Consider the following 26,002-nt stretch of genomic DNA (forward strand, 5'->3'; position numbering starts at 1 on the left):
TTAGGCGTATATCTCTCGTATGCCCCGGTCCCGCGCCGTGCCCCGCGCCCGGCCCGCTATCCCGCGCTGCTGAGCGACAGCTTCGCCGCGAAGCCGAGGAACGCCGTGCCCGCGGCCGCTGAGAGCCCCGCCCGCAGTCGCCGACGCCGTTGGAGGGTGGCGGCGAGATATGTACCGCTGAAGATCAGCACCGACAGATAGGTGATGCTGAACAGCTGTGCCCAGGCGCCCAGCGCCATGAAGGACAGCGTCGGATGGGCGTAGTCCGGATCCACGAACTGCACGAAGAAGGAGATGAAGAAGAGGATCGCCTTCGGGTTCAGCAGGCTGATGACCAGCGCTCGGCGGTACGGGCGCTCACCCTCGGCGGATCCGGCGGCCGCGTCCACGGCCCCGTCCGCGTCCCGCTCCGCCGCGGCGCTCCGGGCCGCCTCCGCGGCGCCCGGCCGGCGGCGCCACAGCGTCCGCGCCCCGCGCAGCATGCCCACCGCGAGCCAGGTCAGATAGCCCGCACCCGCGAACTTGACCACCGCGAAGAGCATCGGGCTCGCGTGCAGCAGCGAGGCCACCCCGCCCGCCGACAGCGCCATCAGCACGGCGTCCCCGCACAGCACCCCGGCCGCCGCCCGATAGCCGGTACGGGGGCCACGGCGGGCCGCGACCGACACCACATACAGCGAATTGGGACCCGGCAACAGGACGATCAGCGCCAGACCGGCCAGATACGTTGAAAGATCAGTTATCCCCAGCACAATCGGCAGGATGGCAGCGGCCTCGCCACGCCGCCCAATGGATTTCGCCATCCGGACTTGCACCTCACGCGACGTGAGGACGCACCGTGGAACCCGTACCGAACTGAAGGAGAGCGGACCAGGCCATGAGCTACTCCGTGGGACAGGTCGCGGGCTTCGCCGGCGTCACGGTGCGCACGCTGCACCACTACGACGAGATCGGGCTGCTGCGCCCCGGCGCCCGCAGCGCGGCCGGGCACCGGCGTTACGACGACGCCGACCTCGACCGGCTCCAGCGCATCCTGTTCTACCGGGAGCTCGGCTTTCCGCTCGAGGAGGTGGCGGTGCTGCTCGACGACCCGGATATCGATCCGCAGGCCCACCTGCGGCGTCAGCACCGGCTGCTGACCGACCGGATCGAGCGGCTGGAGAAGATGGCCGCCGCCGTCGAACGGGCCATGGAGGCGCGGAAGATGGGCATCAATCTGACCCCCGAGGAGAAGTTCGAGGTCTTCGGGGACTTCGACCCGGACGACTACCAGGAGGAGGTCGAGCAGCGCTGGGGGAGCACCGAGGCGTACAAGGAGTCCCAGCGCAGGACGGCCTCGTACACCAAGGAGGACTGGAAGCGGATCCAGGAGGAGGCGGACGAGCTCAGCAATCGCTTCCTCGCGCTGATGGCCGCGGGCACCCCGCCGGAGTCCGAGGCGGCGATGGACCTCGCCGAGGAGCACCGGCAGGGGATCTGCCGGAACCACTATGAGTGCGGCCATGAGCTGCACGCCTGTCTGGGCCGGATGTATGTCTCGGACCACCGCTTCACCGAGAACATCGACAAGGCCGGGCCGGGGCTGGCCGCCTATCTCCGGGACGCGATCCTCGCCAACGCGGAGCGGCACGGCTAGGGGCATCCCTGGGCGCTGACCGCCAAGGGCATCCCCGGAGGGCGACCGTGACCGCCAAGGGCATCCCCGGAGGGTGACCGCTAGGGGCATCCCTGGGCGGTGGGGCCGTTGGGGGCCTCCTGGGCGGTGGGAACCAAGGGCACGCACACGGCGTTGATAGCTTTGGGCGGCACACTGCGAAGACCCATCAGTCCGCCCCGACCCTGCGGCCGGGCCGCGCACGAGCCTGCTTCCCTCGACCCAGGAGCCTCACACCCGTGTACACCCTCGCGCTCGGCCCTCAATGGCTGGACCCGGACTATCTGATCGAAACCTTCGGTCTGCTCGGCGTCCTGGCCATCGTTTTCGCGGAGTCCGGCCTGCTCATCGGCTTCTTCCTGCCGGGCGACTCACTGCTCTTCACCACCGGTCTGCTGGTGACCACCGATGTGATCAAGCAGGAGCTGTGGCTGGTGTGCGTGGCCGTGGCGATCGCCGCGATCGTCGGTGACCAGGTCGGATATCTCTTCGGCCGGAAGGTGGGACCGGCGCTCTTCCGGCGCCCCGACTCCAAGCTCTTCAAACAGGAGAACGTGGAGAAGGCGCATGAGTTCTTCGAGAAGCACGGCCCGAAGTCGCTGATCCTCGCCCGCTTCGTGCCCATCGTGCGGACGTTCACGCCGATCATCGCGGGCGTGAGCCGGATGAACTACCGCTCGTTCATCATCTTCAACGTCATCGGCGGCGTGCTGTGGGGCACCGGTGTCACCCTGCTCGGGTCGGCGCTCGGGAAGGTCGACTTCGTGCATCAGCACATCGAGCTGATGCTGATCGCGATCGTGCTGCTGTCGATCGTCCCGATCGTGATCGAGTTCCTCCGGGCCCGCGGCAAGGCGAAGAAGGAGGCCGCCGCCCAGCCGGAGCCCCAGGGACCGGCCGCTGGAGCCCCCTCCCAGGGGCCGCGCGGGCGCCACGCCAAGCGCTGACCGCAGGGGCCGCGCGGACCCGCCCGCGGGGCCACGCGACCCCTCCGCCGTCTCTCCGCCGCTCCTGCCAGCGGGCTTCACACCCGCCACACACCGCCCCCACTCCCCCTCGGCGGTCACCGCCCCGCACAATGGGCTCCGGTGGCCGCCGATGCTGCATCCTCGGCCGCCGGGAATCGAACGGGGAGGGCTGGTGAGGAGCGAGGAGACGTGAGGTCGGATCGTCAGCAGGTGCCGCGTGGGACGGGCGCGGTGGACGCGGACACGGGGGAGAACCAGAAGCCGTTGTCCGACGAGGCACACAGCGCCTTCACACCGCCCCTGGGTATACCCCTGCCGCCGCCACCCGAGGACGAGCACCCGACCTCGGAGTTCGCCGTCCCCGAGGGGCTGACCGCGGATGCTCCCGCCGAACCCGAGGGCTCGGCCTTCGTACCGCCCGCAGGGGTGATCACCCCTTCAAACAACCAGACCACCGGCGGCTTCCCCGCCATCACCCCGCCGAACGGCCTGCCCGTCATCCGGCTGACCAAGGACGCCCCCTGGCAGGACCGGATGCGCACGATGCTGCGCATGCCGATCAGCGAGCGCCCGGCCCCCGAGCGCATCGAGCGGCAGGACGACACGGGTCCGGCCGTGCCGCGTGTGCTCGACCTCACCCTCCGCATCGCCGAGCTGCTGCTCGCGGGCGGCGAGGGGGCCGAGGACGTCGAGGCGGCGATGCTCGGCGTGGCGCACGCCTACGGGCTGGACCGCTGCGAGCCGACCGTCACCTTCACCCTGCTGTCGGTCAGCTACCAGCCCTCGCTGGTCGACGACCCGGTCACCGCCAGCCGGACCGTACGGCGCCGGGGCACCGACTACACCCGGCTCTCCGCGGTCTTCCGGCTGGTGGACGACATCACCTCGCAGGAGGAGTTCACCCTGGAGGAGGCGTACCGGCGGCTCGCCGAGATACGCCGTAACCGCCACCCCTACCCCGGCTGGGCGCTCACCGTGGCCGGTGGAGGGCTGGCCGGCGCGGCGAGCATGCTGGTCGGCGGTGACTGGCCGGTCTTCTTCGCGGCGGCCCTCGGCGCGATGCTGGGTGACCGGCTGGCGTGGCTGGCCTCCGGGCGCGGGCTTCCGGAGTTCTACCAGTTCGTGGCCGCGGCGATGCCGCCCGCCGCGATAGGGGTGGCGCTGAGCCTCGCGAACTCCGGGCTCCAGGCGTCCGCCGTGATCACCGGTGGGCTGTTCGCGCTGATCCCGGGGCGGGCGCTGGTCGCGGGCGTCCAGGACGGGCTGACCGGCTATTACATCACCGCGGCGGCGCGCCTTCTGGAGGTCGGCTATCTGATCGTGGGCATCGTGTGCGGGGTGCTCACGGTGCTCTACGGGGGCCTCCAGCTCGATGCCAAGCTCAACCCGGAGGCGGCGCTGCGCCATGTGGAGCGGCCGTACATCCAGATCCTGGCGGCGATGCTGCTCGCGCTGACCTTCTGCATCCTGCTCCAGCAGGAACGTCACACCGTGCTGTTCGCCACGCTCAACGGCGGGGTCGCCTGGGTGGTCTACGGCGCGCTGGCGGACACCGCGAGCGTCCCGCCCGTGGCCGCCACGACCGTCGCCGCCGGTGTGGTCGGCCTCTTCGGCCAGCTGCTCTCGCGCTATCGATACGCCTCGGCGCTGCCGTACGTCACGGCGGCGATAGGGCCGCTGCTGCCCGGTAGCGCGACCTACTTCGGGCTGCTCGCCCTGGCCCAGGGCAACCTGGACCGCGGCATTCCGCACCTCACCCAGGCGGCGGCACTGGCCCTGGCGATCGCCATAGGGGTGAACCTGGGAAGCGAAGCCGCGCGCCTCTTCCTGAAGACGCCCGGAGCGACCGCCCCCGCCGACCGCCGCGCCGCCAAGCGCACGAGGGGCTTCTGACCGGGGCGGCGCCCGCCCCGGCGGCCGCCGATGTCCCGGATACGCGGGAGGGCGGGGCACCCGACACGGTGCCCCGCCCTCCCGGCGTGATCAGGACTCAAGAACACTCAAGAATTCCGCACGGGGGCTCAGTGGCCGCCCGCGGCCTCGAGACGCTTGATGGACGCCTCCACCTCGGCCTCGGCCTCGGCGCGGCCCACCCAATCGGCCCCCTCGACCGACTTCCCCGGCTCAAGGTCCTTGTAGACCTCGAAGAAGTGCTGGATTTCCAGGCGATCGAACTCTGAAACGTGGTGAATATCACGCAGGTGCTCCACCCGGGGGTCCGAGGCCGGTACGCAAAGCAGCTTGTCATCGCCACCTGCCTCGTCCGTCATCCTGAACATGCCGATGGCACGGCACTTGATCAGGCAGCCGGGGAACGTCGGCTCGTCGAGAATGACCAGTGCGTCCAGCGGATCGCCGTCCTCGCCGAGGGTGTTCTCGACGAAGCCGTAGTCCGCGGGGTAGCTGGTCGACGTGAAGAGTCGCCGGTCAAGGCGGATGCGACCCGTCTCGTGGTCCACCTCGTACTTGTTCCGCGAACCCTTCGGGATCTCGATGGTGACGTCGAACTCCACGGGTGGCTCCTCCATGATCAACACATACGTCTGGTGATTAAGTGTCCCCCACGCAGGTGTGTGGTGGCGAAAGGGGCTGGTCGGTCGTGCCTGAAGCCCGATCGTGGCAGGTCAGGGAGTGGCTGAGGCACCGGCTGAGCCGCGGGCGACGCGAGTTCGACCGGGTGCGCGGCCGTGGGCTGCGCGAGTGGAACCGCGTACGCGCCCGCGCCCGGCGCGAGTGGCGGCGCACGCCCCGGGAACAGCAGCGGACCTGGCAGCTGGTGGCGGTCTCCGCCGCGACCGGTCTGGTGGTCGCCGTGGTGTCGGTGCTCGTGGCCGGGCCCTGGGACGCCGGTCAGCGGACGGCCGAACGGGCCCGCGCCGCCGACGGGCGGGCCCCGGGCGACGGGCGGGACGGCGGTTCGGGTGAGCCCGCGCCCAGCGCGGCGCCCGTGCTGGCCGCGCTCGGCGCGCGGTCCGCGCCCCGGTCGCCGGACAGCGGTGCGGACGCCGTGCCGCCGCCCACCGGGGCGGGGCTCGCCGACACGCTCGAACCGCTGCTCGACGACCCCGCGTTGGGCGATGAGCGCTCGGTGGCGGTGATGGATGTGACCAGCGGTCAGCAGGTGTTCGGCGCCAAGGCGGGCACGGCCACGATCCCCGCCTCGACGATCAAGCTCGCGACCGGGGCCGCGGCCCTCTCCGCCCTCGGCCCGGACCACCGCATCAGGACCAGCGTCGTGGCGGGCGCGGGGAAGAACGACATCGTGCTGGTCGGTGGCGGCGACCCCACGCTCACCGCACGGGCCGTCAAGGGGGACGACCACCCCGCCGCACTGCGCCAGTTGGCCGATGACACCGCCCGCGCCCTGAAGAAGCGCGGTGCGGGCACCTACCGGCTCGGCTACGACACCTCGCTGTACTCCGGGGCGAAGCTCCACCCGATCGGCCCCAACGAGAACCTCTCGCCCGTCGTCCCCCTGATGGCCGATGAAGGCCGTAAGGACGACAGCGACCACGGCCCGGCCCCGCGCGCCGAGGACCCGGCCGCCGACGCGGCCGCCACCTTCGCGTCGATGCTGCGCGACCGCGGGGTCGAGGTGAAGGACGAGCCCCGGTCGCGCAAGGCCGCCAAGGGCGCCCGGACGGTGGCCTCCGTCCGCTCCCAGCCGCTGTCCTCGCTCGTCGAGCGGATGCTGACCACCAGCGACAACGACATCGCGGAGGCCCTGTCCCGGCAGACCGCCCTCGCCGCCGGCCGGTCCGCCAGCTTCGAGGGCGGGGCGAAGGCCGTGACCCAGCGGCTGCGGAAGCTGGGGCTGCCGCTGGGCGGTGCGCGGATCGCGGACGGCAGCGGGCTGGACCGCGCCGACCACGTGTCCGCCGGGCTGCTCGCCCAGGTGCTGGTGCGCGCCGCCGACCGCGACCACCCCGAACTGCGGTCGCTGCTGACCGGGCTGCCGGTGGCCGGTTTCTCCGGCACCCTGCGCACCCGCTACGCCCAGGACGCGGTCGGCCGGGGCGTGGTCCGCGCCAAGACCGGCACCCTCACCGGGGTCAACAGCCTCGCGGGCTCGGTCGTGGACGCGGACGGGCGGCTGCTGGTCTTCGCGTTCATGACCAACGGAACCACCGACGCCAACGGCGCCCAGCGCGCCCTGGACCGGATGGCCTCGGCCCTCGCCAACTGCGGCTGCCGCTGAGCGCGGGGGTGCTCCGGACGCCGGGCGGCCGCCTGTGCGGACCCTGGTGTCCTCCCGGATGGGGCGCGGGCCACGTACCGTGAAGCCATGACGAGCATCGGTGGTGTGGAGATGGTCGACTGGAATCTCGCGGTCGCGACCGCGACCCGGCTGGTGCGCCCGGGGCCCGAGGTGAGCCGCGACGAGGCGCGTGCCGTCGTCGCGGAGCTGCGCCGACACGCCAAGTCCTCGGAGGAGCACGTTCGCGCCTTCACCCGGATGGCCGTCTCCGGCGGCCCGGGTTCCGACACCCCCGTCCTCGTCGTGGACCGCGCGGGCTGGATCAGGGCCAATGTGGCGGGCTTCCGGCAGATCCTCAAACCGCTGCTCGGCAAGGTGCAGGACCGGCGCGGCGGGCTGCCCGGCGGGGCCGTGCTGGGCGCGGTGGGCGGCAAGGTGACCGGGGTCGAGCTGGGAATGCTGCTGTCCTTCCTCGCCTCCCGGGTGCTCGGCCAGTACGAGACCTTCGCGCCCGCCACCCGCGATCTGCCCGGCTCCCCGGGCGGCGGGCGGCTGCTGCTGGTGGCGCCCAACATCGTCCATGTGGAGCGCGAGCTCGACGTGGCCCCGCACGACTTCCGGCTGTGGGTCTCGCTGCACGAGGAGACCCACCGCACCCAGTTCACCGCCGTACCGTGGCTGCGCGACCACATCGAGTCCGAGATCCAGGCGTTCCTCGGCGAGACCGACGTGGACCCGGCCACCCTGCTGGAGCGGGTCCGCGAGGCCGTCCAGTCCCTCAGCGGCGGCGGCCGCCCCGGGGACGAGGGGCACGACGAGGACGGGCGGGGGGCGCCCAGCATCATCGAGCTGGTCCAGACCCCGGCCCAGCGCGAGATCCTGGCCCGGCTGACCGCGGTGATGTCGCTGCTGGAGGGCCACGCCGACTATGTGATGGACGGGGTGGGGCCGGAGGTCGTGCCGACCGTCGCGGAGATCCGGGAGAAGTTCCAGAAGCGCCGGGCGAGCGGCGCGGGCCGGCTGGACCAGGCGCTGCGCAAGCTGCTGGGGCTCGACGCCAAGCTGCGGCAGTACCGTGACGGAGAGCGATTCGTACGGGCCGTGGTGAACCAGGTCGGCATGGACGGCTTCAACCGGGTCTGGACCTCGCCCAACACCCTTCCGACCAAGGCGGAGATCAGCAAACCCGGGGAGTGGGTCGCGCGGGTGCACCGTAAGGCGGAGTCCTAGAACCGGCACACCTCCGGCACACGCGGAAACGGACGAACGCCCCCTTTAATCACTCGTCCGAGGGACCGTTGGCGACGGGTAGGCGTGCGATGCTCGGGGAACAGCTCGCTTCTGTCACCATCGACATACACAGCGTGACGAACAGTCCCCCTCGCACCCCCGAGGCACCCCCTCGAATGACAGATGGGAAACGGACATGGGTCCCCATCCAGCGGTCGCCGCGATACGCCTCGCGGTCCGCCGCGTCCTCCACGACATCCTCGTCGCCCACTCGGCCTCGCCCCCGGCCGCCACCCCCTCCCCGGCCTCCGCTCCCACCTCGCCCCCGGCTCCCTCCCCGGCCTCCGCCCCCGCTCCGGCGCGTCCGGCCGCCGCCCTCCGCGGCTCCGCTCCCCGCCCCGACGCCCCCCTCGTGCTCGCCGCCTGCTCCGGCGGCGCCGACTCCATGGCACTCGCCTCCGCCCTCGCCTTCGAGGCCCCGCGGGCCGGTCTGCGCGCCGGCGGGGTCACCGTCGACCACGGCCTCCAGCAGGGGTCCGACGCCCGCGCCGCCGAGGTCGCCGACCGGATGCGGGCCCTGGGCCTGGCGCCGGTCGAGGCGATCGCCGTGGCCGTCGGCCGGGGCGGCGGCCCCGAGGCCGCCGCGCGGGACGCCCGCTACACCGCGCTGGACGCCGCCGCCGAGCGCCACGGCGCCACCGCCGTGCTGCTCGGCCACACCCGTGACGACCAGGCCGAGACGGTTCTGCTGGGGCTCGCCCGCGGCTCCGGCATCCGCTCGCTGTCCGGTATGGCCTGGGTCTCCGGGACCGGCGGCCGCTACCGCCGCCCCTTCCTCCAGCTGGACCGGCACACCGTCCGCGAGGCGTGTCTGGCCCAGTCGCTGCCCGTCTGGGACGACCCGCACAACGTGGACCCGTCCTACACCCGCTCCCGGGTCCGCCACGAGGCGCTGCCCATCCTGGAGAAGGCGCTGGGCAAGGGCGTCGTCGAGGCGCTCGCCCGCACCGCCCAGCTCTCCCGCGACGACGCCGACGCCCTCGACGCCTGGGCCGCCCGCGCCGAGGCCGATGTGATGACCACCGCACCGGCGGCGGCCGGTGGCGCGCAGGCCGTGCACCTCGACACCGTCGGCCTGCGCGGACTGCCCACCGCCGTCCGCCGCCGGGTGCTGCGCCGCGCCGCCATCGCCGCGGGCGCCCCCGCCGGTTCGCTCTTCGCCCGCCATATCGAAGAGGTGGACCGGCTGATCACCGGCTGGCGGGGGCAGCGGGCCATCAACCTCCCCGGCCGCGTCGAGGTCCGCCGGGAGGGTGGCAGACTGGTCATCCGGCAGGGCTGATCCGCCCGAGCCAGTTGAGCCGGTTAGTCGAACGAGAGTGGCGCGGGTGGACGACAAGGACATGGGCACCGACCTCAAGTCGGTCCTCATCACCGAGGAAGAGATCAACGCGAAGCTGGCCGAACTGGCCGCCGCCATCGACGAGGAGTACGCGGACAAGGATCTGCTGATCATCGGCGTGCTCAAGGGCGCGGTCATGGTGATGGCGGATCTGGCGCGCGCCTTGTCCTCGCCCGTCACCATGGACTGGATGGCCGTGTCGTCCTACGGCGCGGGCACCCAGTCCTCCGGTGTGGTGCGTATCCTGAAGGACTTGGACACCGACATCAAGGGCAAACACGTCCTGATCGTCGAGGACATCATCGACTCCGGACTGACGCTGTCGTGGCTGCTGTCGAACCTGGGCTCGCGCGAGCCGGCCTCGCTGAACGTCTGCACCCTGCTGCGCAAGCCGGAGGCGGCCAAGGTCGCCATCGAGGTGAAGTGGGTCGGCTTCGACATCCCCAACGAGTTCGTCGTCGGCTACGGCCTGGACTACGCCGAGAAATACCGGAACCTGCGGTTCGTCGGCACCCTGGCCCCCCACGTCTACGGCGGCTGACGGGCGCCGCGGCCCCTGGGAACCTGGCGGGGTTTTCCGCCGTTGGAGCAGGGGAAGGCGGTTTTGTTAACAGTCCACGGCGGCGTCGGGTGACAATGCTGGGGTACCGTCCGAAGGTCAGTCTTTTTCGAGACTGAGGATTACACAGCTCATACACCGCAAATACACCGCACGCACAGGCGCCCCTCCAAGGTGCCGTGCCTCACTGTGGCAGGAGGGACGGGGCGGCTTCGCCCCGTATGGATGGACGTGAAGCGCTACTTCCGTGGGCCGGTCATGTGGATCGTGCTGGCCGTCCTCGCCGTGGTCGTGTTGATGCAGGTCGTCGGCTCGTCCGGCGGCTACAAGTCGGTGGACACCAGTCAGGTCGTCAAGGCGATCAACCAGAACCAGGTCCAGTCCGCCGAACTGACGACCGGCGACGAGCACAAGGTAAAGATCGAGCTCAAGGACAACGTCGCCAAGATCTCGGGCAGCAACAAGCTCCAGGCCACCTACATCGGTGACCAGGGCGTCGATCTGGCCAAGACTCTTCAGGCCAATGCTCAGAAGCCCAATGGGATCCCCGATGGGTACAACGTCTCGACGTCGAAGCAGAACCCCTTCGTCGGGATCCTGCTCTCGCTGCTCCCGTTCGTACTGATCGTCGTGGTCTTCCTGTTCCTGATGAACCAGATGCAGGGCGGCGGCTCCCGGGTGATGAACTTCGGGAAGTCGAAGGCCAAGCTGATCACCAAGGACACGCCGAAGACGACCTTCACCGATGTGGCGGGGGCCGACGAGGCGGTCGAGGAGCTCCAGGAGATCAAGGAGTTCCTCCAGGAGCCGGCGAAGTTCCAGGCCGTCGGCGCCAAGATCCCCAAGGGTGTGCTGCTCTACGGCCCGCCCGGTACGGGTAAGACGCTGCTCGCGCGCGCCGTCGCGGGCGAGGCGGGTGTCCCCTTCTACTCGATCTCCGGCTCCGACTTCGTCGAGATGTTCGTGGGTGTGGGTGCCTCCCGGGTCCGCGACCTGTTCGAGCAGGCCAAGGCCAACGCCCCGGCCATCGTCTTCGTCGACGAGATCGACGCCGTCGGCCGGCACCGCGGTGCCGGTATGGGCGGCGGCCATGACGAGCGCGAGCAGACGCTGAACCAGCTGCTCGTCGAGATGGACGGCTTCGATGTGAAGGGCGGGGTCATCCTGATCGCCGCCACCAACCGGCCCGACATCCTCGACCCGGCGCTGCTGCGCCCGGGCCGCTTCGACCGGCAGATCGCCGTCGACCGCCCGGATATGCAGGGTCGGCTGGAGATCCTCAAGGTCCACCAGAAGGGCAAGCCGGTCGCCCCGGACGTCGACCTGTCGGCCGTCGCCCGCCGCACCCCCGGCTTCACCGGTGCCGATCTGTCGAACGTGCTGAACGAGGCCGCCCTGCTGACGGCCCGCAGCGACAAGAAGCTGATCGACAACCACTTCCTGGACGAGGCGATCGACCGAGTCGTGGCCGGACCGCAGAAGCGGACCCGGATCATGAGCGACAAGGAGAAGAAGATCACCGCGTACCACGAGGGCGGTCACGCCCTGGTCGCGGCGGCGTCTCCGAACAGCGACCCGGTGCACAAGGTCACGATCCTCTCCCGCGGCCGGGCCCTGGGCTACACCATGGTCCTGCCCGACGAGGACAAGTACTCGACCACGCGCAACGAGATGCTGGACCAGCTCGCCTACATGATGGGCGGCCGGGCGGCCGAGGAGCTCGTCTTCCACGACCCGACCACGGGCGCGTCCAACGACATCGAGAAGGCGACCACCACGGCCCGCGCCATGGTCACGCAGTACGGCATGACCGAGCGGCTCGGCGCGATCAAGTTCGGCTCCGACAACTCCGAGCCGTTCCTCGGCCGTGAGATGGCTCACCAGCGCGACTACTCGGAAGAGGTCGCCGCGCTGGTGGACGAAGAGGTCAAGAAGCTCATCGAGGCCGCGCACAACGAGGCGTGGGAGATCCTCGTCGAGAACCGGGACGTCCTGGACAACCTGGTGCTGGCGCTGCTGGAGAAGGAGACGCTCAACAAGGAGGAGATCGCCGAGATCTTCGCCCCGATCGTCAAGCGCCCGGCCCGCCCGGCGTGGACCGGCTCCTCGCGGCGTACGCCCTCGACCCGTCCGCCGGTGCTCTCCCCCAAGGAGCTCGCCCCGGCCAACGGTGCCCAGCCCACCTCGGCGGCTTCGCTGACCAAGGCCACCACCCCGGAGGACAGCCCCGAGCACCCCGAGGGCTCGGGCTCCGGCTCGGAGCACTGACCCCCGCCACCGGGGGCGGTGTCCGTCCCCGGTGGCCCCGGAATGAATGCCGCGTCCACCAGGTTCTAGCCTGGTGGACGCGGCATTTACGCGTTCGTGTGTTGTATGTGAGGAACGAGGCAGCTCCATGACCGACCCGGTGACGCTGGACGGCGAGAGCCCCATTGGCGTTTTCGACGAGAAGCGCGCCGAGAACGCGGTCCGCGAGCTGCTGATCGCCGTCGGCGAGGACCCCGACCGGGAAGGGCTGCGCGATACGCCGGGCCGGGTCGCCCGTGCGTACAAGGAGATCTTCGCGGGGCTGCACCAGGAGCCCGAGGACGTCCTCACCACCACCTTCGACCTGGGCCATGACGAGATGGTGCTGGTCAAGGACATCGAGGTGATGTCCTCCTGTGAGCACCATCTGGTGCCCTTCGTGGGCGTCGCCCATGTGGGCTATATCCCGTCCCACGACGGCAAGATCACCGGGCTGTCCAAGTTGGCCCGGCTGGTCGATGTCTTCGCCCGCCGCCCCCAGGTCCAGGAGCGGCTGACCACCCAGATCGCCGAGTCCCTGATGCGGATACTGGAGCCGCGCGGGGTGATCGTGGTGGTGGAGTGCGAGCACATGTGCATGACCATGCGCGGGGTGCGCAAGCCCGGTGCCAAGACCCTCACCTCGGCCGTCCGCGGCCAGCTGCGCGACCCGGCCACCCGGGCCGAGGCCATGAGCCTCATCATGGCCCGCTGAGCGGCGCCACACGGCTCGGCGAGGCATCGAGCCCAGCGGTGGCGCCGTGCCGTGCCCCGGTGGGCCTCAGGCGCGGGCCGTGGCGCTCGGGCCGTTGCCGCCGTCGTTGTCGTCGTCCTCGGGCAGCTTGAGGACCCGCTCCAGGAAGAACGCGGCCGCCACCACTCCCGCGCCCGCGAGGACCGAGCCCAGGGCGTAGATCGCCTGATCGCGGCGGGCGGGCACATCGAGCTGATCCATGGCCAGGAAGACGCCCACACCGCCGTACATCCCCGCGATCAGCGCCGCCACCAGCGCACTGGCCTGCCCGAAGACCACCGCACGGGCGGCCACCATCGGGTCCACGCCCTTGGCGTCGGGCTCGCGCTCCCGCTGGGCGCGCAGCCGGGACCGCAGCGACAGCGCGGTGGCGGTCAGCACGACCGCGATCAGGGCCAGCACGATCGGCGCGGCCACCGGGACGCTGGGCAGCGATCCGAAGGTGTCCCACAGCCGGGCACCCGCCCACGACACCACGCCGGCCACGGCGAACAGCCCGACCAGCACCCCGATCCGAAGTTGCTTCACCGAGCGGTCGCCCCTCAATTCAGTACGTGCCAACGTGTCCGGAACCTATCCGGATCAACGTCTACTCCGGCAGTCGCAGTTCCAGGTCGACGCGGACCCGGACCCCCTCCTGGCCCATCGCGGCCAGCAGCCCCGCGACCGGCCCGCGCCCGGGGACCTCGGCCTGCGGGTCCACGTCGTGCCACGGCACCAGCACGAAGGCGCGCTCATGGGCGCGCGGATGCGGCAGGGTCAGCTGGGGGTCGTCGGACACCACGTCCTGGTACGCCACGATGTCCACGTCGATGGTGCGCGGGCCCCAGCGCTCGTCCCGCACCCGCTCGAACGCCTCCTCGATCGCATGGCCGCGCTCCAGCAGCGAGGACGGCGGCAGCGTCGTCTTGATCAGCACCACCGCGTTGAAATACGTGGCCTGGGTGCCGGGCGCCACGCCCCACGGGTCCGTCTCGTACACCGGCGACACGGCCTTGACCCGCAGGCCCGGGGTGTCCTCCAGCGCGTCGATGGCGCCCTGGAGGGTCTCCAGGCGATTGCCCAGGTTGCTGCCGAGCGAGATCACCGCCCGTTTGGGGTTGCTCAACGTCACATCGGCGGCGTCCACCTGCTCCACCACGGAGATGGGAACGGGCTGCACGGTCGGGTCGCTGCTGCTCATACTCGGCTCCGGGTGATGGTGATGGTCACGTCGTCGAAGGGCACGGTGATCGGGGCCTGCGGCTTGTGCACCACGACCTCGACCTCCCGTACCACGTCGTGCTTGAGGCACCGGTCCGCGATCCGCTCGGCCAGCGTCTCGATCAGATCGACCGGCTCACCCCGCACCACGTCCACGACCTCCTCCGCCACCACGCCGTAGTGGACGGTCTTGCCGAGGTCGTCGTCAGCCGCGGCGGGCCGAGTGTCCAGGCCGAGCACGAGGTCCACGACGAAGTCCTGGCCCTCCTCGCGCTCGTGGGGTAGCACACCGTGGTGCCCGCGAGCCTTCAGGCCGCGCAGCGCGACACGATCCACCTGAATCACTCCTGCTGGTCGTCGGTACGCGGGCACGTCCCATCCTGGCCGGAACGCACCACCCGTCCCCTGCCGTATGCGGGGGTACCTGCCTCGAATCTACCTGCGGGCTCCGACGGCACTCGCCCATGGGGTGGGCGGTGCCCGCTGCCGACGCTCCGCGCCACAGCCTTCTACCCCCACCTCGCGGGGCTCGAACGGGGTGACCTCAGCCCGGCAGCAACCCGTCGTCGGCGGGGCCTTCGGGACCGCCCGGCTCGTCGTCGTCGCTCTCCGCGAGCACCGGGGAGCCGTGGTGCGACCACACCTTCCAGCCGTCCTCCGTCCGGCGGAACACGTTCGTCGCCACGACCAGCTGGCCCACCAGCGGGCCGAGCTGGCCCTCCTCCTCCGCGGGGGCGCCGCTGAGGATGTTCTCGGTGCAGGTCACCAGGGCGGTGTCGGTCATCACCGACACCTCGACATCCGTCAGGAAGAACTGGATGTAGTCCGTGTTGGCCATGATCAGCGCGTAGGAGCGGAGCACCTCGCCCCGGCCGCGCAGCACCGGCCAGCCCGGGTGGACACAGGACACCTCGGTGTCGGGGGAGTCCAGCCACAGCCGCTGAAGGGTGCTGTGGTCGCCCTGCTCCATCGCGTCGTACAGCGCGGTGTTCACCAGCGCCACACGCTCGTTGTCCGTAAGGGAAGTCACAGCGCTCCCGCCGTGGTCTCGGCCGCTTCGATGGCCCGCGCCACGCGCACCGCGTCGGCGCTGGCCCGTACCTCGTGCACCCGGACGGCCCAGGCGCCCTCGCGCGCCGCGAGCGCGGAGACCGCCGCCGTGGCGGCGTCCCGCTCCCGGGCGGGCGGCGGGCTGCCCTCGTCGCCGGCCAGGACGCGGCCCAGGAACCGCTTGCGGGAGGCCGCCACCAGCAGCGGCCGGCCCAGCTCGCGCAGCGCGGCCAGATGGGCCACCAGTGCCAGGTCGTGCCCGGCGTTCTTGGCGAAGCCCAGCCCCGGGTCGACCACGATCCGCTCGGGGTCGATACCGCCCGCGACCGCCCGCTCCAGACCGGTCCGCAGCTCGGCGACCACCTCGCCGACCACGTCCGCGTACACCGCTCGGTTGTTCATGTCGATCGACTCGCCGCGCCAGTGCATGACCACGAACGGCACCCCCGCCGCGGCCACCATGGGCACCATCGCGGGGTCGGCGCCGCCCCCGCTGACGTCGTTGACCAGCCGGGCCCCGGCCTGCACGGCCCGTTCGGCCACCGCGGCCCGCATGGTGTCCACGCTGATCACGGCCCCGGCCGCGGCCAGCTCCCGGACCACGGGGATCACCCGGCGCAGCTCCTCGGCCTCGTCGACGCGGGCCGCGCCGGGCCGGGTCGACTCACCGCCGACGTCCACCAGGTCGGCCCCGGCGGCGAGAAGATCGAGACCGTGCTTGACGGCCAGGTCGGTGTCGAACCACTGGCCGCCGTCGGAGAAGGAGTCGGGAGTGACGTTCACCACGCCCATCACCGCGCACCGGTCCCACTCCGGCAATCCGGCCACCCGGCCCCGCCCATGCAACGTGCTCATGTGCCCAGCCTAGGCGCAGGGGGGCGCCTTCTGGATCAGGCCGCCTGTTGCAGCGCCCGGCCCTCGTCCACGTCCCGATGGGCGCAGGGCCGGGGCTCGGGGCGCCGGCCGCGGCGCAGCAGCCGGGGCAGGGCCAGCGAGACGAAGCCCTCGGCCTGCATCGCGGCCAGGCCGATCCGGGGCAGGTCGCGGGTGTTGCGGAAGACCACGAAACGCGGCTCCCAGCGCGGCTGGAACTTCGCGTTGAACTTGTACAGCGACTCGATCTGGAACCAGCGGGAGAGGAACACCAGCAGCGCCCGCCAGCCGCGCAGCACCGGGCCCGCGCCCAGCTTCTCGCCGCGCGCCAGCGCCGAGCGGAACATCGCGAAGTTCAGCGACACCCGCTCCACGCCCAGCCCGGGGGCGGCCCGCAGCGCGGCCACGATCAGCAGCTCGTTCATGCCCGGGTCGGCGCTCCGGTCGCGCCGCATCAGCTCCAGGGACATCCCGTCCCGGCCCCACGGCACGAAGTGCAGAACGGCCTTGAGGTCCCCGTACGGACCCTCCTCGGCGCCCTCGTCGGCGGCCTTGTGGGCGGTGGCGATCACCGCGTCCCCGTCCGCCGGGTCACCGATCCGGCCGAGCGCCATCGAGAAGCCGCGCTCGGTGTCGGTGCCCCGCCAGTCGGCGGCGGCGCGCCGGATGGTCTCCAGCTCCTCGGGGTCCAGCTCGGCGGCGCGCCGCACCCGGGTCTCGTAGCCGGCCCGTTCGATCCGCTTGACCATCTGGCGTACGTTGCGCATGGCGCGCCCGGACAGGGTGAAGTCCGCCACATCGACGATGGCCTCGTCCCCGAGTTCGAGCGCGTCCAGGCCGGTCTCCCGGGTCCACACCTCGCCGCCGGTCTCGCTGCACCCCATCACCGCCGGGGTCCAGGAGTGGGCCCGCGCCTCCTCCATGAAGCGGGCGATCGCGCCGGGCCATGCCTCCACATCGCCGACCGGGTCGCCGCTGGCGAGCATCACCCCGGAGACCACGCGGTAGCAGACCGCGGCCTTGCCGGTGGGGGAGAAGACCACGGCCTTGTCGCGGCGGAGCGCGAAGTGGCCGAGCGAGTCGCGGCGCCCGTGGGCGGCGAGCAGGTCCCGCAGCCGCTCCTCGTCCCCGGGGGTGAGGCGGGCGGCGGGGTGTTCGGGGCGGAAGGCGAGATAGAGGGTGGTGGCGACGGTCAGCAGGCCCAGCGCGCCGAGCGAGTAGCCGACGGTGTAGTCCGCGCCGTGGCGGTAGTCGACCGGCCCCTCGAAGCCGAACAGGCCCCAGAGGACATGCTCCAGCTGTTCGCTGAGCGACGGACTTCCTTCGATGGTGTCCGGATGCGAACGGACGATGAGCAGTCCCAGGGTGACGCTGACCGCGCCCATGACGACGAAGTTGGCCAGCGCCATCCAGCGGCTGCGCGGATCCGGCAGCGCGGCGAACTCGGCGCGGTAGCGGATCAGCACCCCCATCAGAACGATGGAGAGCACCATGCCGATGACCGAGTGCCGGTAGAGCAGCTGGGCGGCCGCGCCGACGGGCAGCAGCCCCACCGCCGCGACCCAGGCCCGCCGCTTACGCCGTTTGAGGCCGTGGGCCAGCATCAGCAGCAGCAGACCGACCACGATCGAGGCGGCGGCCGCCAGGGAGCTCACGGCGCCGGGCAGCAGCTCGGCCAGGGCGTGCACCCTGCTGTGGCGCAGCCGGGGGAAGACGATGTCCATCAGCCCGATGAGCGTGCAGGCGGTGCCGACGACGGTGGGTACCGCCTCCGGCCTGGGGCCGCGCAGCAGGCGCCGTATCCGGGTGGGAACCTTCCCAGATGTTTCGGCATCTTGACTGTCAGACATGTGTATTCCCGTCGCTTCGGTCAAGAGAATCTTCGGTTCTGTTGCACGGCATCCGCACGATTTGCGCCCTGTAAGACGGCGTTCAAAGGAACGGGGTTCATTCCCCGGTTACGGCCGGGAGGTTCCCCCGGCGGCACGGGGGGCCGGCCGCCCGGCAGAAAGATAGTGATGGGTCTCACGAGCAACAACATCGTGATCGCGGCGGCCGTCGCGGCGTTGCTGCTGTTCGCGGCCACGATATGGCTGTGGCCCCGGCTGGCCGGGCGCGGAGTGGCTCCCGTGCTCGGCCGGGTCGGCATGCTACTGGGGACGCAGCTGTCCGTGTTCGTGGCGTTCGGACTGTTCGCCAATCAGTCCTTCGGATTCTATGGTTCCTGGTCCGACCTCTTCGGTACGCAGGACGATCCGGGTGTCGTGGTGGACCATGACACTCCGGGCACCCGGGTGCGGGTCACCGACACCCGGCGCCTGGCCGTGGCGGGCGACTCGGCGCCCAAGGTCGCCGGACGCCTGGAGAAGGTGAACATCCGGGGGCCGGTCTCCGGGATCGCGAGCCCCGCGTACATCTATCTGCCGCCGGAGTACTTCCGGCCGGAGTACGCCCGGCGGACCTTCCCCGCCGCACTGGTGCTCACCGGATACCCGGGCACCGCCGAAGCTCTTATCAATGGCCTGAAATACCCCCAGAACTCGCATAAGCTGGTCAAATCGGGGAGGATGCAACCCCTCGTCCTGGTGATGATGCGGCCGACGGTCGCCCCGCCGCGCGACACCGAATGCGTGGACGTGCCCGGCGGGCCGCGGACCGAGACGTTCTTCACCAAGGACCTGCCGAAGGCCGTGGCCGATCACTACCGGGTGGGCAAACGGGCCCGTAACTGGGGCGTCATCGGCAGTTCCACCGGCGGCTACTGCGCCTTGAAGATGGCGATGCGTCACCCCGACGCCTACTCCACGGCGGTCGGGCTCTCCCCGTCGTACCAGGCCCCGATCGACGCGACCACGGGCGATCTCTTCGGCGGCAGCGAGCGGCTGAAGCGGGAGAACGACCTGATGTGGCGGCTGGACCACAAGCCCGCGCCGCCGGTGTCGCTCCTGGTGTCCAGCAGCCGGCACGGCGAGGACAACTACCGGGACACCGTGCGCTTCGTGAACAAGGTGAAGCGGCTGAACCGGCGCGGGGAGCCGACCCGCGTCTCGTCGATCATCCTGAGCACCGGCGGCCACAACTTCAACACCTGGAAACGGGAGGTCCCCGCCGCCCTGGAATGGCTCGGCGGCCGCCTGAGCGCTCCGCTATAAGTGCCCTGAGCTGCTGGAAGTGCCCTGAGCTGCCGTCGATCGTCTGCGGCGCCGTCGTGGCCGGTCGCCCACGCGGCGGAGCCGCACATCGACCCAGCCGCGGCGGAGCCGCACATCGACACAGCCCCGTGCCCCCGCGGACCTACACGTCGGCGACGGTCTGGAGCCGGACCTCCCCCCGCGCGATACCGCCCGCGTCGGCGTCGATCGAGCGGCGCAGGGCCTCATGGAGCCGGGCCGGGGTGAGGACGCCGAGGAAGCGGTCCTCGTCCAGGACCGCGATCCAGCCCGCGTCGTGCTGGAGCATCGTGCTGAACGCCTGCTTCAGCGGCGCCCCCACCGGCAGCCATGCCTCCATCCGCCGGGCGTGGTCCCGTACGGTCCCCCGCTCGCCGTCGGCCGCCTCCGCCGGGATCCAGCCGTGCAGCCGCTCCGCGTCGTCCAGGACCACGGCCCAGCGCGCCCCCTCCGCGGCCAGCTTGGCGGCCGCCTTGGAGAGCGGGTCGTCCAGGTGGACCACGGGCGGCTGCTCCAGGTCGCCGGGTTCGATGGGGGTGACCGACAGCCGCTTCAGCCCGCGGTCCGCGCCGACGAAGTCGGCCACATACGGGGTGGCGGGCGCGCCCAGCACCGTGGCGGGGGTGTCGAACTGCTCGATCCGCCCCGAGCCGTAGACCGCGATGCGGTCGCCGAGCCGGACCGCCTCCTCTATGTCATGGGTCACAAAGAGCACCGTCTTGCGCACCTGTGACTGAAGTCTCAGGAATTCGGTCTGGAGATGCTCGCGAACGACCGGGTCGACCGCGCCGAACGGCTCGTCCATCAGCAGCACCGGCGGATCCGCGGCCAGTGCGCGGGCCACTCCGACGCGCTGCCGCTGGCCGCCGGAGAGCTGGTCGGGGTAGCGGTCGCCGTAGACGGACGGGTCGAGGCCGACCAGGTCGAGCAGCTCGGCGGCGCGCTCCCGTCCCTTCTTCCGCTGCCAGCCCAGCAGATGCGGCACGGTGGAGGTGTTCTCGAGCACGGTCTTGTGCGGGAAGAGCCCGACCTGCTGGATGACATAGCCGATCCGGCGGCGCAGGGTGACCGGATCCGCTTCGGCGATGTCCTCGCCGTCCACCAGGATCCGCCCCGATGTCGGCTCGATGAGCCGGTTCACCATCTTCATCGTCGTCGTCTTGCCGCAGCCCGAGGGGCCGACCAGGGTGACCAGCTCACCCTCCGCCACCTCGAAGGAGAGGTCGTCCACGGCCGTCGTGCCATCGCCGTAGCGCTTGGTGACATGTTCGAAACGGATCATGGCTCCCCATTGTTGCCGCATTCGTGGCAGAGATTGTTGCTGTTGTGTGGCGATCGGACGAGATTGTCATCTCCCGGGGTTAGGGTCACCTGGAAATTGTGATGAGCAACCGGCCCGCGACCCGACGGGGGAGGTGAGCGTATGGCCGACGGAAACTGTCTGATCAGTAACGAGTGGATATGCGGTGAGTATGTACGCACACGCGGTCAAGAGCTGACGGACGCGACGCTCGAACATGTATGGATCACACTCGCCTCGGTGGCGATCGGTCTCCTGGTCGCCTTTCCGCTGGCGCTGCTGGCCCGCCGCTGGCGGGCCGTGGCGGGTCCGGTGCTGGGGCTGACCACGATCCTCTACACGGTGCCGTCGCTGGCGATGTTCTCGCTGCTGCTGCCCGTGTTCGGGGTCTCGGTCGCGGTGGTGATCACCGGTCTGGTGCTCTATTCGCTCACGATCCTGGTGCGCAACATCATGGCCGGGCTCGCCTCGGTGCCCGAGGAGGCGCGGGAGGCGGCCCGGGGCATGGGGTACGGCCCGCTGCGGCTGCTCTTCGGCGTGGAACTGCCCCTCGCGCTGCCCGCGCTGATGGCCGGGCTGCGGATCACCACCGTCTCCACGGTCTCGCTCACCACGGTGGGCGCGATCATCGGATACGGCGGCCTCGGCAACCTCATCTACGAGGGCATGCGCAGCTTCTTCAAGGCCGAGGTGCTCACCGCCTCGGTGCTGTGCGTGGCGCTGGCGGTCGTGGCGGATCTGCTGCTGCTCGCCGTCCAGCGGCTGCTGACGCCGTGGGCACGCAAGAGTCGGAAGGGCACCACCTGATGGACATCGTCACCGAGGCGTGGACCTGGCTGGCCACCGGTTCGCACTGGGTGGGCCCCGACGGGGTGTGGCACCGGCTGGGCCAGCACCTCTTCCTCACCTTCGCCTGCCTGGCGATCTCGTGCCTGGTGGCGCTGCCGATCGCCGTGGCCCTCGGCCATATCGGCAAGGGCGGCGCGCTCGCGGTCAACATCTCCAACGCGGGGCGCGCGGTGCCCACCTTCGCCGTACTGGTGCTGTTGCTGCTCAGCCCGCTGGGGACGCACGGCCAGTGGCCCACGATCATCGCGCTGGTGCTGTTCGCCATCCCGCCGCTGCTCACCAACGCCTATGTCGGGGTGCACGAGGCGGACCGGGAGGTCGTGGAGGCGGCCCGCGGCATGGGGATGACGGGCGGCCAGCTGATCCGCAGGGTCGAGCTGCCGCTGGCGTTCCCGCTCATCATGACGGGCGTACGGACGGCCGCCGTGCAGGTCGTGGCCACCGCGACGCTGGCCGCGCTGCCCGGCGGCGGCGGTCTCGGCCGGATCATCACCGCGGGCTTCCGGCTCACCGACACCCCCCAGGTGGTGGCCGGTGCGGTGCTGGTCGCGGCCCTCGCGCTGGTCGTCGAGGGCGTCTTCGTGGTGCTGGGGCTGGCGCTCGACCCGATGCGGCGCAGGACGGGGCGGCGGTCGGCCGCGGCCCGTCGCCCGCCCGCCGACCAGGCACCGGCCTCCCCGGCGCTCACGACGTAGCACCCGCGGGCCGGGCCCTCCCGAGGCCGGACGCGATGCGTGCGTCCCCCAGGATGGACAACGCGGATGGACAACGCGGATGGACAACGCGGATGGACAACGCGGACACCGTGCGGAGCGCGGATGACGCATATATCGCGGACGACGCGGAAAGCGCGGGAAGCGCGGAAGGCGCCGACAACGCCGACGACGCGGCCACAACTACGGATGGGGAATCATGAGCAAGATCTATCGGGCGGCTGCCGCCGTGGCGGGGGTCGCCGCACTGACGGCCGGACTGACCGCCTGCGGCGGGGACAGCCTGGAGAAGTCGGGCGGCGGCGACAGCTCCGGGAAACCGGGCAAGGGCTCGCTGGTGATCGGATCCGCCTCCTTCTCCGAGTCGAAGATCCTCGCGGAGCTGTACGCGGGTCTTCTGAAGGACTCCGGCTATTCCACCTCCATCAAGACGGTGGACGCCCGTGAGCTGTATGAACCGGCCCTGGAGAAGGGCCAGATGGATGTCGTACCGGAGTACGCGGCGACGCTGGCGGAATTCCTGAACCAGAAGAAGAACGGGCCGAATGCCGCCCCGGTGGCCTCCTCGGACGTCAACAAGACGGTCACGGCGCTGAAGAAGCTCGCCGAACCGCGCGGGCTGAAGGTGCTGGACGCGGGCAAGGCCGTGGACCAGAACGCCTTCGCGGTCAGCCGTGAGTTCGCCGGGAAACATGATCTCAAGACGCTCTCCGACCTGGGGAAGTCGAAGCAGAAGGTGACCCTGGCGGCGGGCGACGAATGCCCCCAGCGGCCCTTCTGCCAGCCGGGTCTGGAGAAGAGGTACGGCATCGACATCGCCGGGATCGACCCGCTGGACATCGGCAGCGTCCAGGCCAAGCAGGCGGTCAAGGACGGCAAGGACCAGATGGTCCTGACCACGACCACGGACAGTACACTGGATCAGTTCGGGCTCGTCCTGCTCGACGATGACAAAAATCTCCAGAATGCCGACAACGTACTTCCCGTGGTGAATGCGAAGTCCGCCGGTTCGCAGAAGATCGCGGACACCCTGAACAAGCTCACCAAGGTGCTGACGACCGCCGATCTGAGGCAACTCAACAAGAAAGTTGACGCCGAGCGGCTCAAGCCGGCGGATGTGGCCGCCGACTACCTCAAGGACAAGGGACTGGTGAAGTAGGATCAAATCCCCGTCGGCAAGGGCTCGGGAGGGCTCGGCAAGGGATCACGGGCACACAACCGCCGCATTTGCCAACGGATTGACAACAGATCTGGCCCGGCGGGCACCCAAGCGACCCCTTTGCACGGTAAGTTTCGGGCCATGCCACGTGGACGCCACCGCCAATCCCCACCCCTGCACAGGCTCCTCCCCTCCGCTTCGGTCGCGGTCGTGTCAATAACCTGCGCCGCCGGTGCCTGGCTGGTCGGCGATACGGTCGTGATCCGTGGGCTTGCCGCGACCGCGGCCGGCGCCGCGGTCGTCGGGGCCGTTCTGCTGCGCCGCTGGGACCGCTCGGCCGGCCGCCGGGTCGCGGAGGCCGCGAGCGAGACCGCGCGCCAGGAGATGAAGTACGAGGAGCGGATCGCGGAGCTCGAGGCGGACGCCGAGAAGGCGAGCGAGCTCCGCACCGCGCTCAACACCCGGCTGCGCGCCAAGCGCGCCGAGCTCGCCCGGTTGCGCAATGAACACGCCGAACTGCTGCGCCGCTACGCCACGGCCGAGACCGAGCGGGCCAGCGCCCTGGAGGGGCGCCGCAGGCTCGCGCTGGAGGCCGCGTCCCCGGCGAAGGCGCTGGAGGCCGGGGCCGCCGAGGCCACGGCACCGGATGAGCCGGACGAGTCCGCCGCCCTGCTCATCGTGCCGTCGCCCGCCGCGTACGCCAAGGCCGACGAGGCGCTGAGCCGGCTCAGGGAGAGCGCCCGGCGGCAGAAGGAGCGGCGCGAACAGGCCGCCGCCGAGGGCGCCCGGACCGGGGCTTCGGACAACAGCCGGGACAACAACCCGGACACCAACCGGGACAACAGCCCGGAGAGCGACTCGGAGCAGGCCCCGGAGACGGCCCCGGAGCGCGACGACCGTAAGGGCCGGCGCGAGAACCGGGGCAAGGACGGTGCCGCCACGCTGGGGAAGCCCCCGGCGGCCGGCGGGCAGGACGGCGACGGCCCCCAGGAGCCGCGCGCCCACGCCCGTACGGCCGCCTCGGCGGTGGTGCCGTATGCCGCGGCACGCCGGGCCGCCTCCCGTTCGGAGAGCGGCTTCGACTACTTCGGCACCCAGAAGAAGCACCACCCGAAGAAGCAGAAGCGGGAGCCCGAACCGGCCGCCGAGGAGGACCTCGCGGACGTCATCGGCGACGAGACCATCGCGGAGACCAGGAAGGGCGCCGTGGGCGAGGTCATCGACCTGACCGCACACGACGAAACGGAGCAGATCGACCTCGGGGAGCTGCGCAGCGCGATCTCGTAAGGGGATCGCCCGCGCGGCTCGCCCGCGGGCTCATCGGCGGCTCGTCGGCGGCCCGTCAGGGGCTCGTCAGCGGCTCGTCGATGTTTACTTGTCGATGTCGCCGACGACGAAGAAGAGCGACCCCAGGATCGCCACCATGTCGGCCACCAGGGTGCCCGGCAGCAGTTCGGTGAGCGCCTGGATGTTGTTGTACGAGGCCGAGCGGAGCTTCAGCCGGTACGGCGTCTTCTCGCCCTTGGAGACCAGGTAGTAGCCGTTGAGGCCGAGCGGGTTCTCGGTCCAGGCGTAGGTATGGCCCTCGGGCGCCTTGAGCACCTTCGGCAGCCGCTGGTTGATCGGCCCCGGCGGGAGTTCGTCGATCCGGTCCAGACAGGCGTCGGCCAGCGCCAGGGAGTTGTGCGTCTGCTCCAGCAGGCATTCGAAGCGGGCGAGGCAGTCGCCCTCCTGGCGGATGGCGACTCGCAGGACGTCCTGGAGATCCGCGTAGGCCAGATACGGCTCGTCGCGCCGCAGGTCGAAGTCGACGCCCGAGGCCCGGGCGATGGGGCCGCTGACCCCGTACGCGTGCACCGTCTCGCGGGCCAGCACGCCGACGTCGCGGGTGCGGCCCCGGAAGATCTCGTTGCCGAGCACCAGGTCGTCGTACACGCCCATCCGCGAACGGACCTCGGCCACCGCCTGCCGGGCACGGCCCAGCCAGCCCGCCGGGAGGTCGTCCTTGAGGCCGCCGACCCGGTTGAACATGTAGTGCATCCGGCCGCCGGAGATCTCCTCCATGACGTGCTGGAGGTCCTCGCGCTCCCGGAACGCGTAGAAGATCGGCGTGATACCGCCCAGCTCCAGGGGGTAGGAGCCGAGGAACATCAGATGGTTCAGGACCCGGTTGAGCTCGGCGAGCAGCGTACGGGTCCACACCGCGCGCTCCGGGACCTCCATGCCCAGCATCCGCTCGACGGCGAGCACGACGCCGAGTTCGTTGGAGAAGGCGGAGAGCCAGTCGTGGCGGTTGGCGAGCATGATGATCTGGCGGTAGTCGCGCGCCTCGAAGAGCTTCTCCGCGCCCCGGTGCATATAGCCGATCACCGGTTCGGCGCTGCGGATCCGCTCTCCGTCGAGGACCAGCCGCAGCCGTAGCACTCCATGGGTGGAGGGGTGCTGTGGGCCGATGTTGAGCACCATGTCGGTGCTCTCCGCGGCGCCGCCGATGCCGACCGTCGTCTCCGTCATGCGTACCAGTCTCTCAGCTGCCCGGCGGGCCTTTCCCCTACCCGCCCCTTCCCGTACCAGGGGCTCCGCCCCTGGACCCCGGGGCCCAGGGGCCTGGCCCTGTCGGGCCGCCCAGTCCTG

The 26,002-nt window shown here is 70.9% G+C and carries 24 protein-coding genes; 14 read left to right on the forward strand and 10 right to left on the reverse strand.

Going from position 1 to position 26,002, the window contains the following annotated elements; all coding sequences use genetic code 11:
- Positions 1-56: 56 nt before the first annotated feature.
- Complete coding sequence (leuE, locus tag AB0E24_RS07830) at positions 57-752, reverse strand: leucine efflux protein LeuE (protein ID WP_359375784.1); 696 nt, start codon at positions 750-752, stop codon at positions 57-59.
- Between the two features lie 125 nt (positions 753-877).
- Between leuE and AB0E24_RS07835 the strand changes: the two genes are divergently transcribed.
- The 3 genes from AB0E24_RS07835 (at position 878) to AB0E24_RS07845 (ending at position 4,515) form a co-directional block, all read left to right on the forward strand.
- Positions 878-1,636, forward strand: coding sequence for a MerR family transcriptional regulator (locus AB0E24_RS07835; protein WP_167502196.1), 759 nt, complete (start codon positions 878-880; stop codon positions 1,634-1,636).
- Between the two features lie 257 nt (positions 1,637-1,893).
- The gene (locus AB0E24_RS07840; RefSeq protein ID WP_079258114.1) at positions 1,894-2,601 is read left to right on the forward strand and encodes a DedA family protein; all 708 of its coding nucleotides are present in this window, start codon (positions 1,894-1,896) and stop codon (positions 2,599-2,601) included.
- Between the two features lie 210 nt (positions 2,602-2,811).
- A complete protein-coding gene (locus tag AB0E24_RS07845) occupies positions 2,812-4,515 on the forward strand; it encodes a threonine/serine exporter family protein (protein WP_069860899.1) in 1,704 nt (567 codons plus the stop codon).
- Positions 4,516-4,643: 128 nt separating this feature from the next.
- On the opposite strand, the gene AB0E24_RS07850 is transcribed toward AB0E24_RS07845, so the two are convergent.
- Positions 4,644-5,135 carry an inorganic diphosphatase gene (locus AB0E24_RS07850; protein WP_069860898.1) on the reverse strand — a complete coding sequence of 164 codons (492 nt, stop codon included), beginning with the start codon at positions 5,133-5,135 and terminating at the stop codon, positions 4,644-4,646.
- Positions 5,136-5,221: 86 nt separating this feature from the next.
- On the opposite strand from AB0E24_RS07850, the gene dacB reads away from it, so the two are divergent.
- The 6 genes from dacB (at position 5,222) to folE (ending at position 13,012) form a co-directional block, all read left to right on the forward strand.
- Complete coding sequence (dacB, locus tag AB0E24_RS07855) at positions 5,222-6,820, forward strand: D-alanyl-D-alanine carboxypeptidase/D-alanyl-D-alanine endopeptidase (RefSeq protein WP_147968404.1); 1,599 nt, start codon at positions 5,222-5,224, stop codon at positions 6,818-6,820.
- 87 nt (positions 6,821-6,907) lie between these two features.
- On the forward strand, positions 6,908-8,050 hold the full coding sequence (locus AB0E24_RS07860) for an Rv3626c family coenzyme F420 biosynthesis-associated protein (protein WP_069860896.1): 1,143 nt from the start codon (positions 6,908-6,910) through the stop codon (positions 8,048-8,050).
- A gap of 196 nt (positions 8,051-8,246) precedes the next feature.
- Entirely contained in the window at positions 8,247-9,392 is a 1,146-nt protein-coding gene (gene tilS, locus AB0E24_RS07865; protein WP_079258111.1) for a tRNA lysidine(34) synthetase TilS, read from the forward strand.
- Positions 9,393-9,453: 61 nt separating this feature from the next.
- Positions 9,454-9,993 carry a hypoxanthine phosphoribosyltransferase gene (gene hpt, locus AB0E24_RS07870; protein ID WP_069861363.1) on the forward strand — a complete coding sequence of 180 codons (540 nt, stop codon included), beginning with the start codon at positions 9,454-9,456 and terminating at the stop codon, positions 9,991-9,993.
- A gap of 243 nt (positions 9,994-10,236) precedes the next feature.
- Positions 10,237-12,279 (forward strand): ATP-dependent zinc metalloprotease FtsH, encoded by a 2,043-nt coding sequence (gene ftsH, locus AB0E24_RS07875; RefSeq protein ID WP_069860894.1) that lies wholly within the window; start codon positions 10,237-10,239, stop codon positions 12,277-12,279.
- 127 nt (positions 12,280-12,406) lie between these two features.
- Positions 12,407-13,012, forward strand: a complete 606-nt coding sequence (gene folE, locus AB0E24_RS07880) for a GTP cyclohydrolase I FolE (protein WP_069860893.1) — start codon at positions 12,407-12,409, stop codon at positions 13,010-13,012.
- A gap of 66 nt (positions 13,013-13,078) precedes the next feature.
- Here the strand turns inward: folE and AB0E24_RS07885 are convergent, their stop codons facing one another.
- The 6 genes from AB0E24_RS07885 to AB0E24_RS07910 all read right to left on the reverse strand — a co-directional run bounded on the left by AB0E24_RS07885 (position 13,079) and on the right by AB0E24_RS07910 (position 18,027).
- Positions 13,079-13,579 (reverse strand): DUF3180 domain-containing protein, encoded by a 501-nt coding sequence (locus tag AB0E24_RS07885; protein ID WP_069860892.1) that lies wholly within the window; start codon positions 13,577-13,579, stop codon positions 13,079-13,081.
- Positions 13,580-13,640: 61 nt separating this feature from the next.
- Positions 13,641-14,234 carry a 2-amino-4-hydroxy-6-hydroxymethyldihydropteridine diphosphokinase gene (gene folK, locus AB0E24_RS07890; protein ID WP_359375437.1) on the reverse strand — a complete coding sequence of 198 codons (594 nt, stop codon included), beginning with the start codon at positions 14,232-14,234 and terminating at the stop codon, positions 13,641-13,643.
- The gene (folB, locus tag AB0E24_RS07895; RefSeq protein WP_069860890.1) at positions 14,231-14,590 is read right to left on the reverse strand and encodes a dihydroneopterin aldolase; all 360 of its coding nucleotides are present in this window, start codon (positions 14,588-14,590) and stop codon (positions 14,231-14,233) included. Before folB ends, folK begins: the two co-directional genes overlap by 4 nt.
- A 208-nt stretch (positions 14,591-14,798) precedes the next feature.
- Entirely contained in the window at positions 14,799-15,284 is a 486-nt protein-coding gene (locus tag AB0E24_RS07900) for a nuclear transport factor 2 family protein (RefSeq protein ID WP_069860889.1), read from the reverse strand.
- Positions 15,281-16,159, reverse strand: a complete 879-nt coding sequence (gene folP / locus AB0E24_RS07905; RefSeq protein ID WP_079258109.1) for a dihydropteroate synthase — start codon at positions 16,157-16,159, stop codon at positions 15,281-15,283. The genes AB0E24_RS07900 and folP overlap by 4 nt, the downstream gene beginning before the upstream one ends.
- 35 nt (positions 16,160-16,194) lie before the next feature.
- Positions 16,195-18,027, reverse strand: a complete 1,833-nt coding sequence (locus AB0E24_RS07910; RefSeq protein WP_069860887.1) for a phosphatidylglycerol lysyltransferase domain-containing protein — start codon at positions 18,025-18,027, stop codon at positions 16,195-16,197.
- 168 nt (positions 18,028-18,195) lie between these two features.
- On the opposite strand from AB0E24_RS07910, the gene AB0E24_RS07915 reads away from it, so the two are divergent.
- A complete protein-coding gene (locus AB0E24_RS07915; protein ID WP_359375441.1) occupies positions 18,196-19,329 on the forward strand; it encodes an alpha/beta hydrolase in 1,134 nt (377 codons plus the stop codon).
- Between the two features lie 142 nt (positions 19,330-19,471).
- Here the strand turns inward: AB0E24_RS07915 and AB0E24_RS07920 are convergent, their stop codons facing one another.
- Positions 19,472-20,629 (reverse strand): betaine/proline/choline family ABC transporter ATP-binding protein, encoded by a 1,158-nt coding sequence (locus AB0E24_RS07920; protein ID WP_232639482.1) that lies wholly within the window; start codon positions 20,627-20,629, stop codon positions 19,472-19,474.
- A gap of 141 nt (positions 20,630-20,770) precedes the next feature.
- On the opposite strand from AB0E24_RS07920, the gene AB0E24_RS07925 reads away from it, so the two are divergent.
- The 4 genes from AB0E24_RS07925 (at position 20,771) to AB0E24_RS07940 (ending at position 24,655) form a co-directional block, all read left to right on the forward strand.
- On the forward strand, positions 20,771-21,454 hold the full coding sequence (locus AB0E24_RS07925) for an ABC transporter permease (RefSeq protein ID WP_069860884.1): 684 nt from the start codon (positions 20,771-20,773) through the stop codon (positions 21,452-21,454).
- Positions 21,454-22,191, forward strand: a complete 738-nt coding sequence (locus AB0E24_RS07930; RefSeq protein WP_069860883.1) for an ABC transporter permease — start codon at positions 21,454-21,456, stop codon at positions 22,189-22,191. The genes AB0E24_RS07925 and AB0E24_RS07930 overlap by 1 nt, the downstream gene beginning before the upstream one ends.
- Positions 22,192-22,408: 217 nt before the next feature.
- Complete coding sequence (locus AB0E24_RS07935) at positions 22,409-23,368, forward strand: ABC transporter substrate-binding protein (RefSeq protein WP_102935044.1); 960 nt, start codon at positions 22,409-22,411, stop codon at positions 23,366-23,368.
- Between the two features lie 141 nt (positions 23,369-23,509).
- Positions 23,510-24,655, forward strand: a complete 1,146-nt coding sequence (locus AB0E24_RS07940; protein ID WP_167746839.1) for a hypothetical protein — start codon at positions 23,510-23,512, stop codon at positions 24,653-24,655.
- An 84-nt stretch (positions 24,656-24,739) separates the two neighbouring features.
- Here the strand turns inward: AB0E24_RS07940 and AB0E24_RS07945 are convergent, their stop codons facing one another.
- Positions 24,740-25,882 carry an NADH-quinone oxidoreductase subunit D gene (locus AB0E24_RS07945; protein ID WP_069860880.1) on the reverse strand — a complete coding sequence of 381 codons (1,143 nt, stop codon included), beginning with the start codon at positions 25,880-25,882 and terminating at the stop codon, positions 24,740-24,742.
- Positions 25,883-26,002 lie beyond the last annotated feature (120 nt).

It is taken from the genome of Streptomyces malaysiensis subsp. malaysiensis, from assembly GCF_040653035.1.
GTDB lineage: Bacteria > Actinomycetota > Actinomycetes > Streptomycetales > Streptomycetaceae > Streptomyces > Streptomyces malaysiensis.

Coding starts and splice junctions, on each gene's coding strand:
- AB0E24_RS07915 (WP_359375441.1), top strand. CDS start 18,196: ATGGGTCTCACGAGCAACAACATCGTGATCGCGGCGGCCGTCGCGGCG.
- AB0E24_RS07920 (WP_232639482.1), bottom strand. CDS start 20,629: ATGATCCGTTTCGAACATGTCACCAAGCGCTACGGCGATGGCACGACG.
- folE (WP_069860893.1), top strand. CDS start 12,407: ATGACCGACCCGGTGACGCTGGACGGCGAGAGCCCCATTGGCGTTTTC.
- hpt (WP_069861363.1), top strand. CDS start 9,454: ATGGGCACCGACCTCAAGTCGGTCCTCATCACCGAGGAAGAGATCAAC.
- AB0E24_RS07910 (WP_069860887.1), bottom strand. CDS start 18,027: ATGTCTGACAGTCAAGATGCCGAAACATCTGGGAAGGTTCCCACCCGG.
- folP (WP_079258109.1), bottom strand. CDS start 16,159: ATGAGCACGTTGCATGGGCGGGGCCGGGTGGCCGGATTGCCGGAGTGG.
- tilS (WP_079258111.1), top strand. CDS start 8,247: ATGGGTCCCCATCCAGCGGTCGCCGCGATACGCCTCGCGGTCCGCCGC.
- AB0E24_RS07930 (WP_069860883.1), top strand. CDS start 21,454: ATGGACATCGTCACCGAGGCGTGGACCTGGCTGGCCACCGGTTCGCAC.
- AB0E24_RS07860 (WP_069860896.1), top strand. CDS start 6,908: ATGACGAGCATCGGTGGTGTGGAGATGGTCGACTGGAATCTCGCGGTC.
- AB0E24_RS07925 (WP_069860884.1), top strand. CDS start 20,771: ATGGCCGACGGAAACTGTCTGATCAGTAACGAGTGGATATGCGGTGAG.
- folK (WP_359375437.1), bottom strand. CDS start 14,234: ATGAGCAGCAGCGACCCGACCGTGCAGCCCGTTCCCATCTCCGTGGTG.
- AB0E24_RS07935 (WP_102935044.1), top strand. CDS start 22,409: ATGAGCAAGATCTATCGGGCGGCTGCCGCCGTGGCGGGGGTCGCCGCA.
- AB0E24_RS07835 (WP_167502196.1), top strand. CDS start 878: ATGAGCTACTCCGTGGGACAGGTCGCGGGCTTCGCCGGCGTCACGGTG.
- ftsH (WP_069860894.1), top strand. CDS start 10,237: ATGGACGTGAAGCGCTACTTCCGTGGGCCGGTCATGTGGATCGTGCTG.
- AB0E24_RS07940 (WP_167746839.1), top strand. CDS start 23,510: ATGCCACGTGGACGCCACCGCCAATCCCCACCCCTGCACAGGCTCCTC.
- AB0E24_RS07945 (WP_069860880.1), bottom strand. CDS start 25,882: ATGACGGAGACGACGGTCGGCATCGGCGGCGCCGCGGAGAGCACCGAC.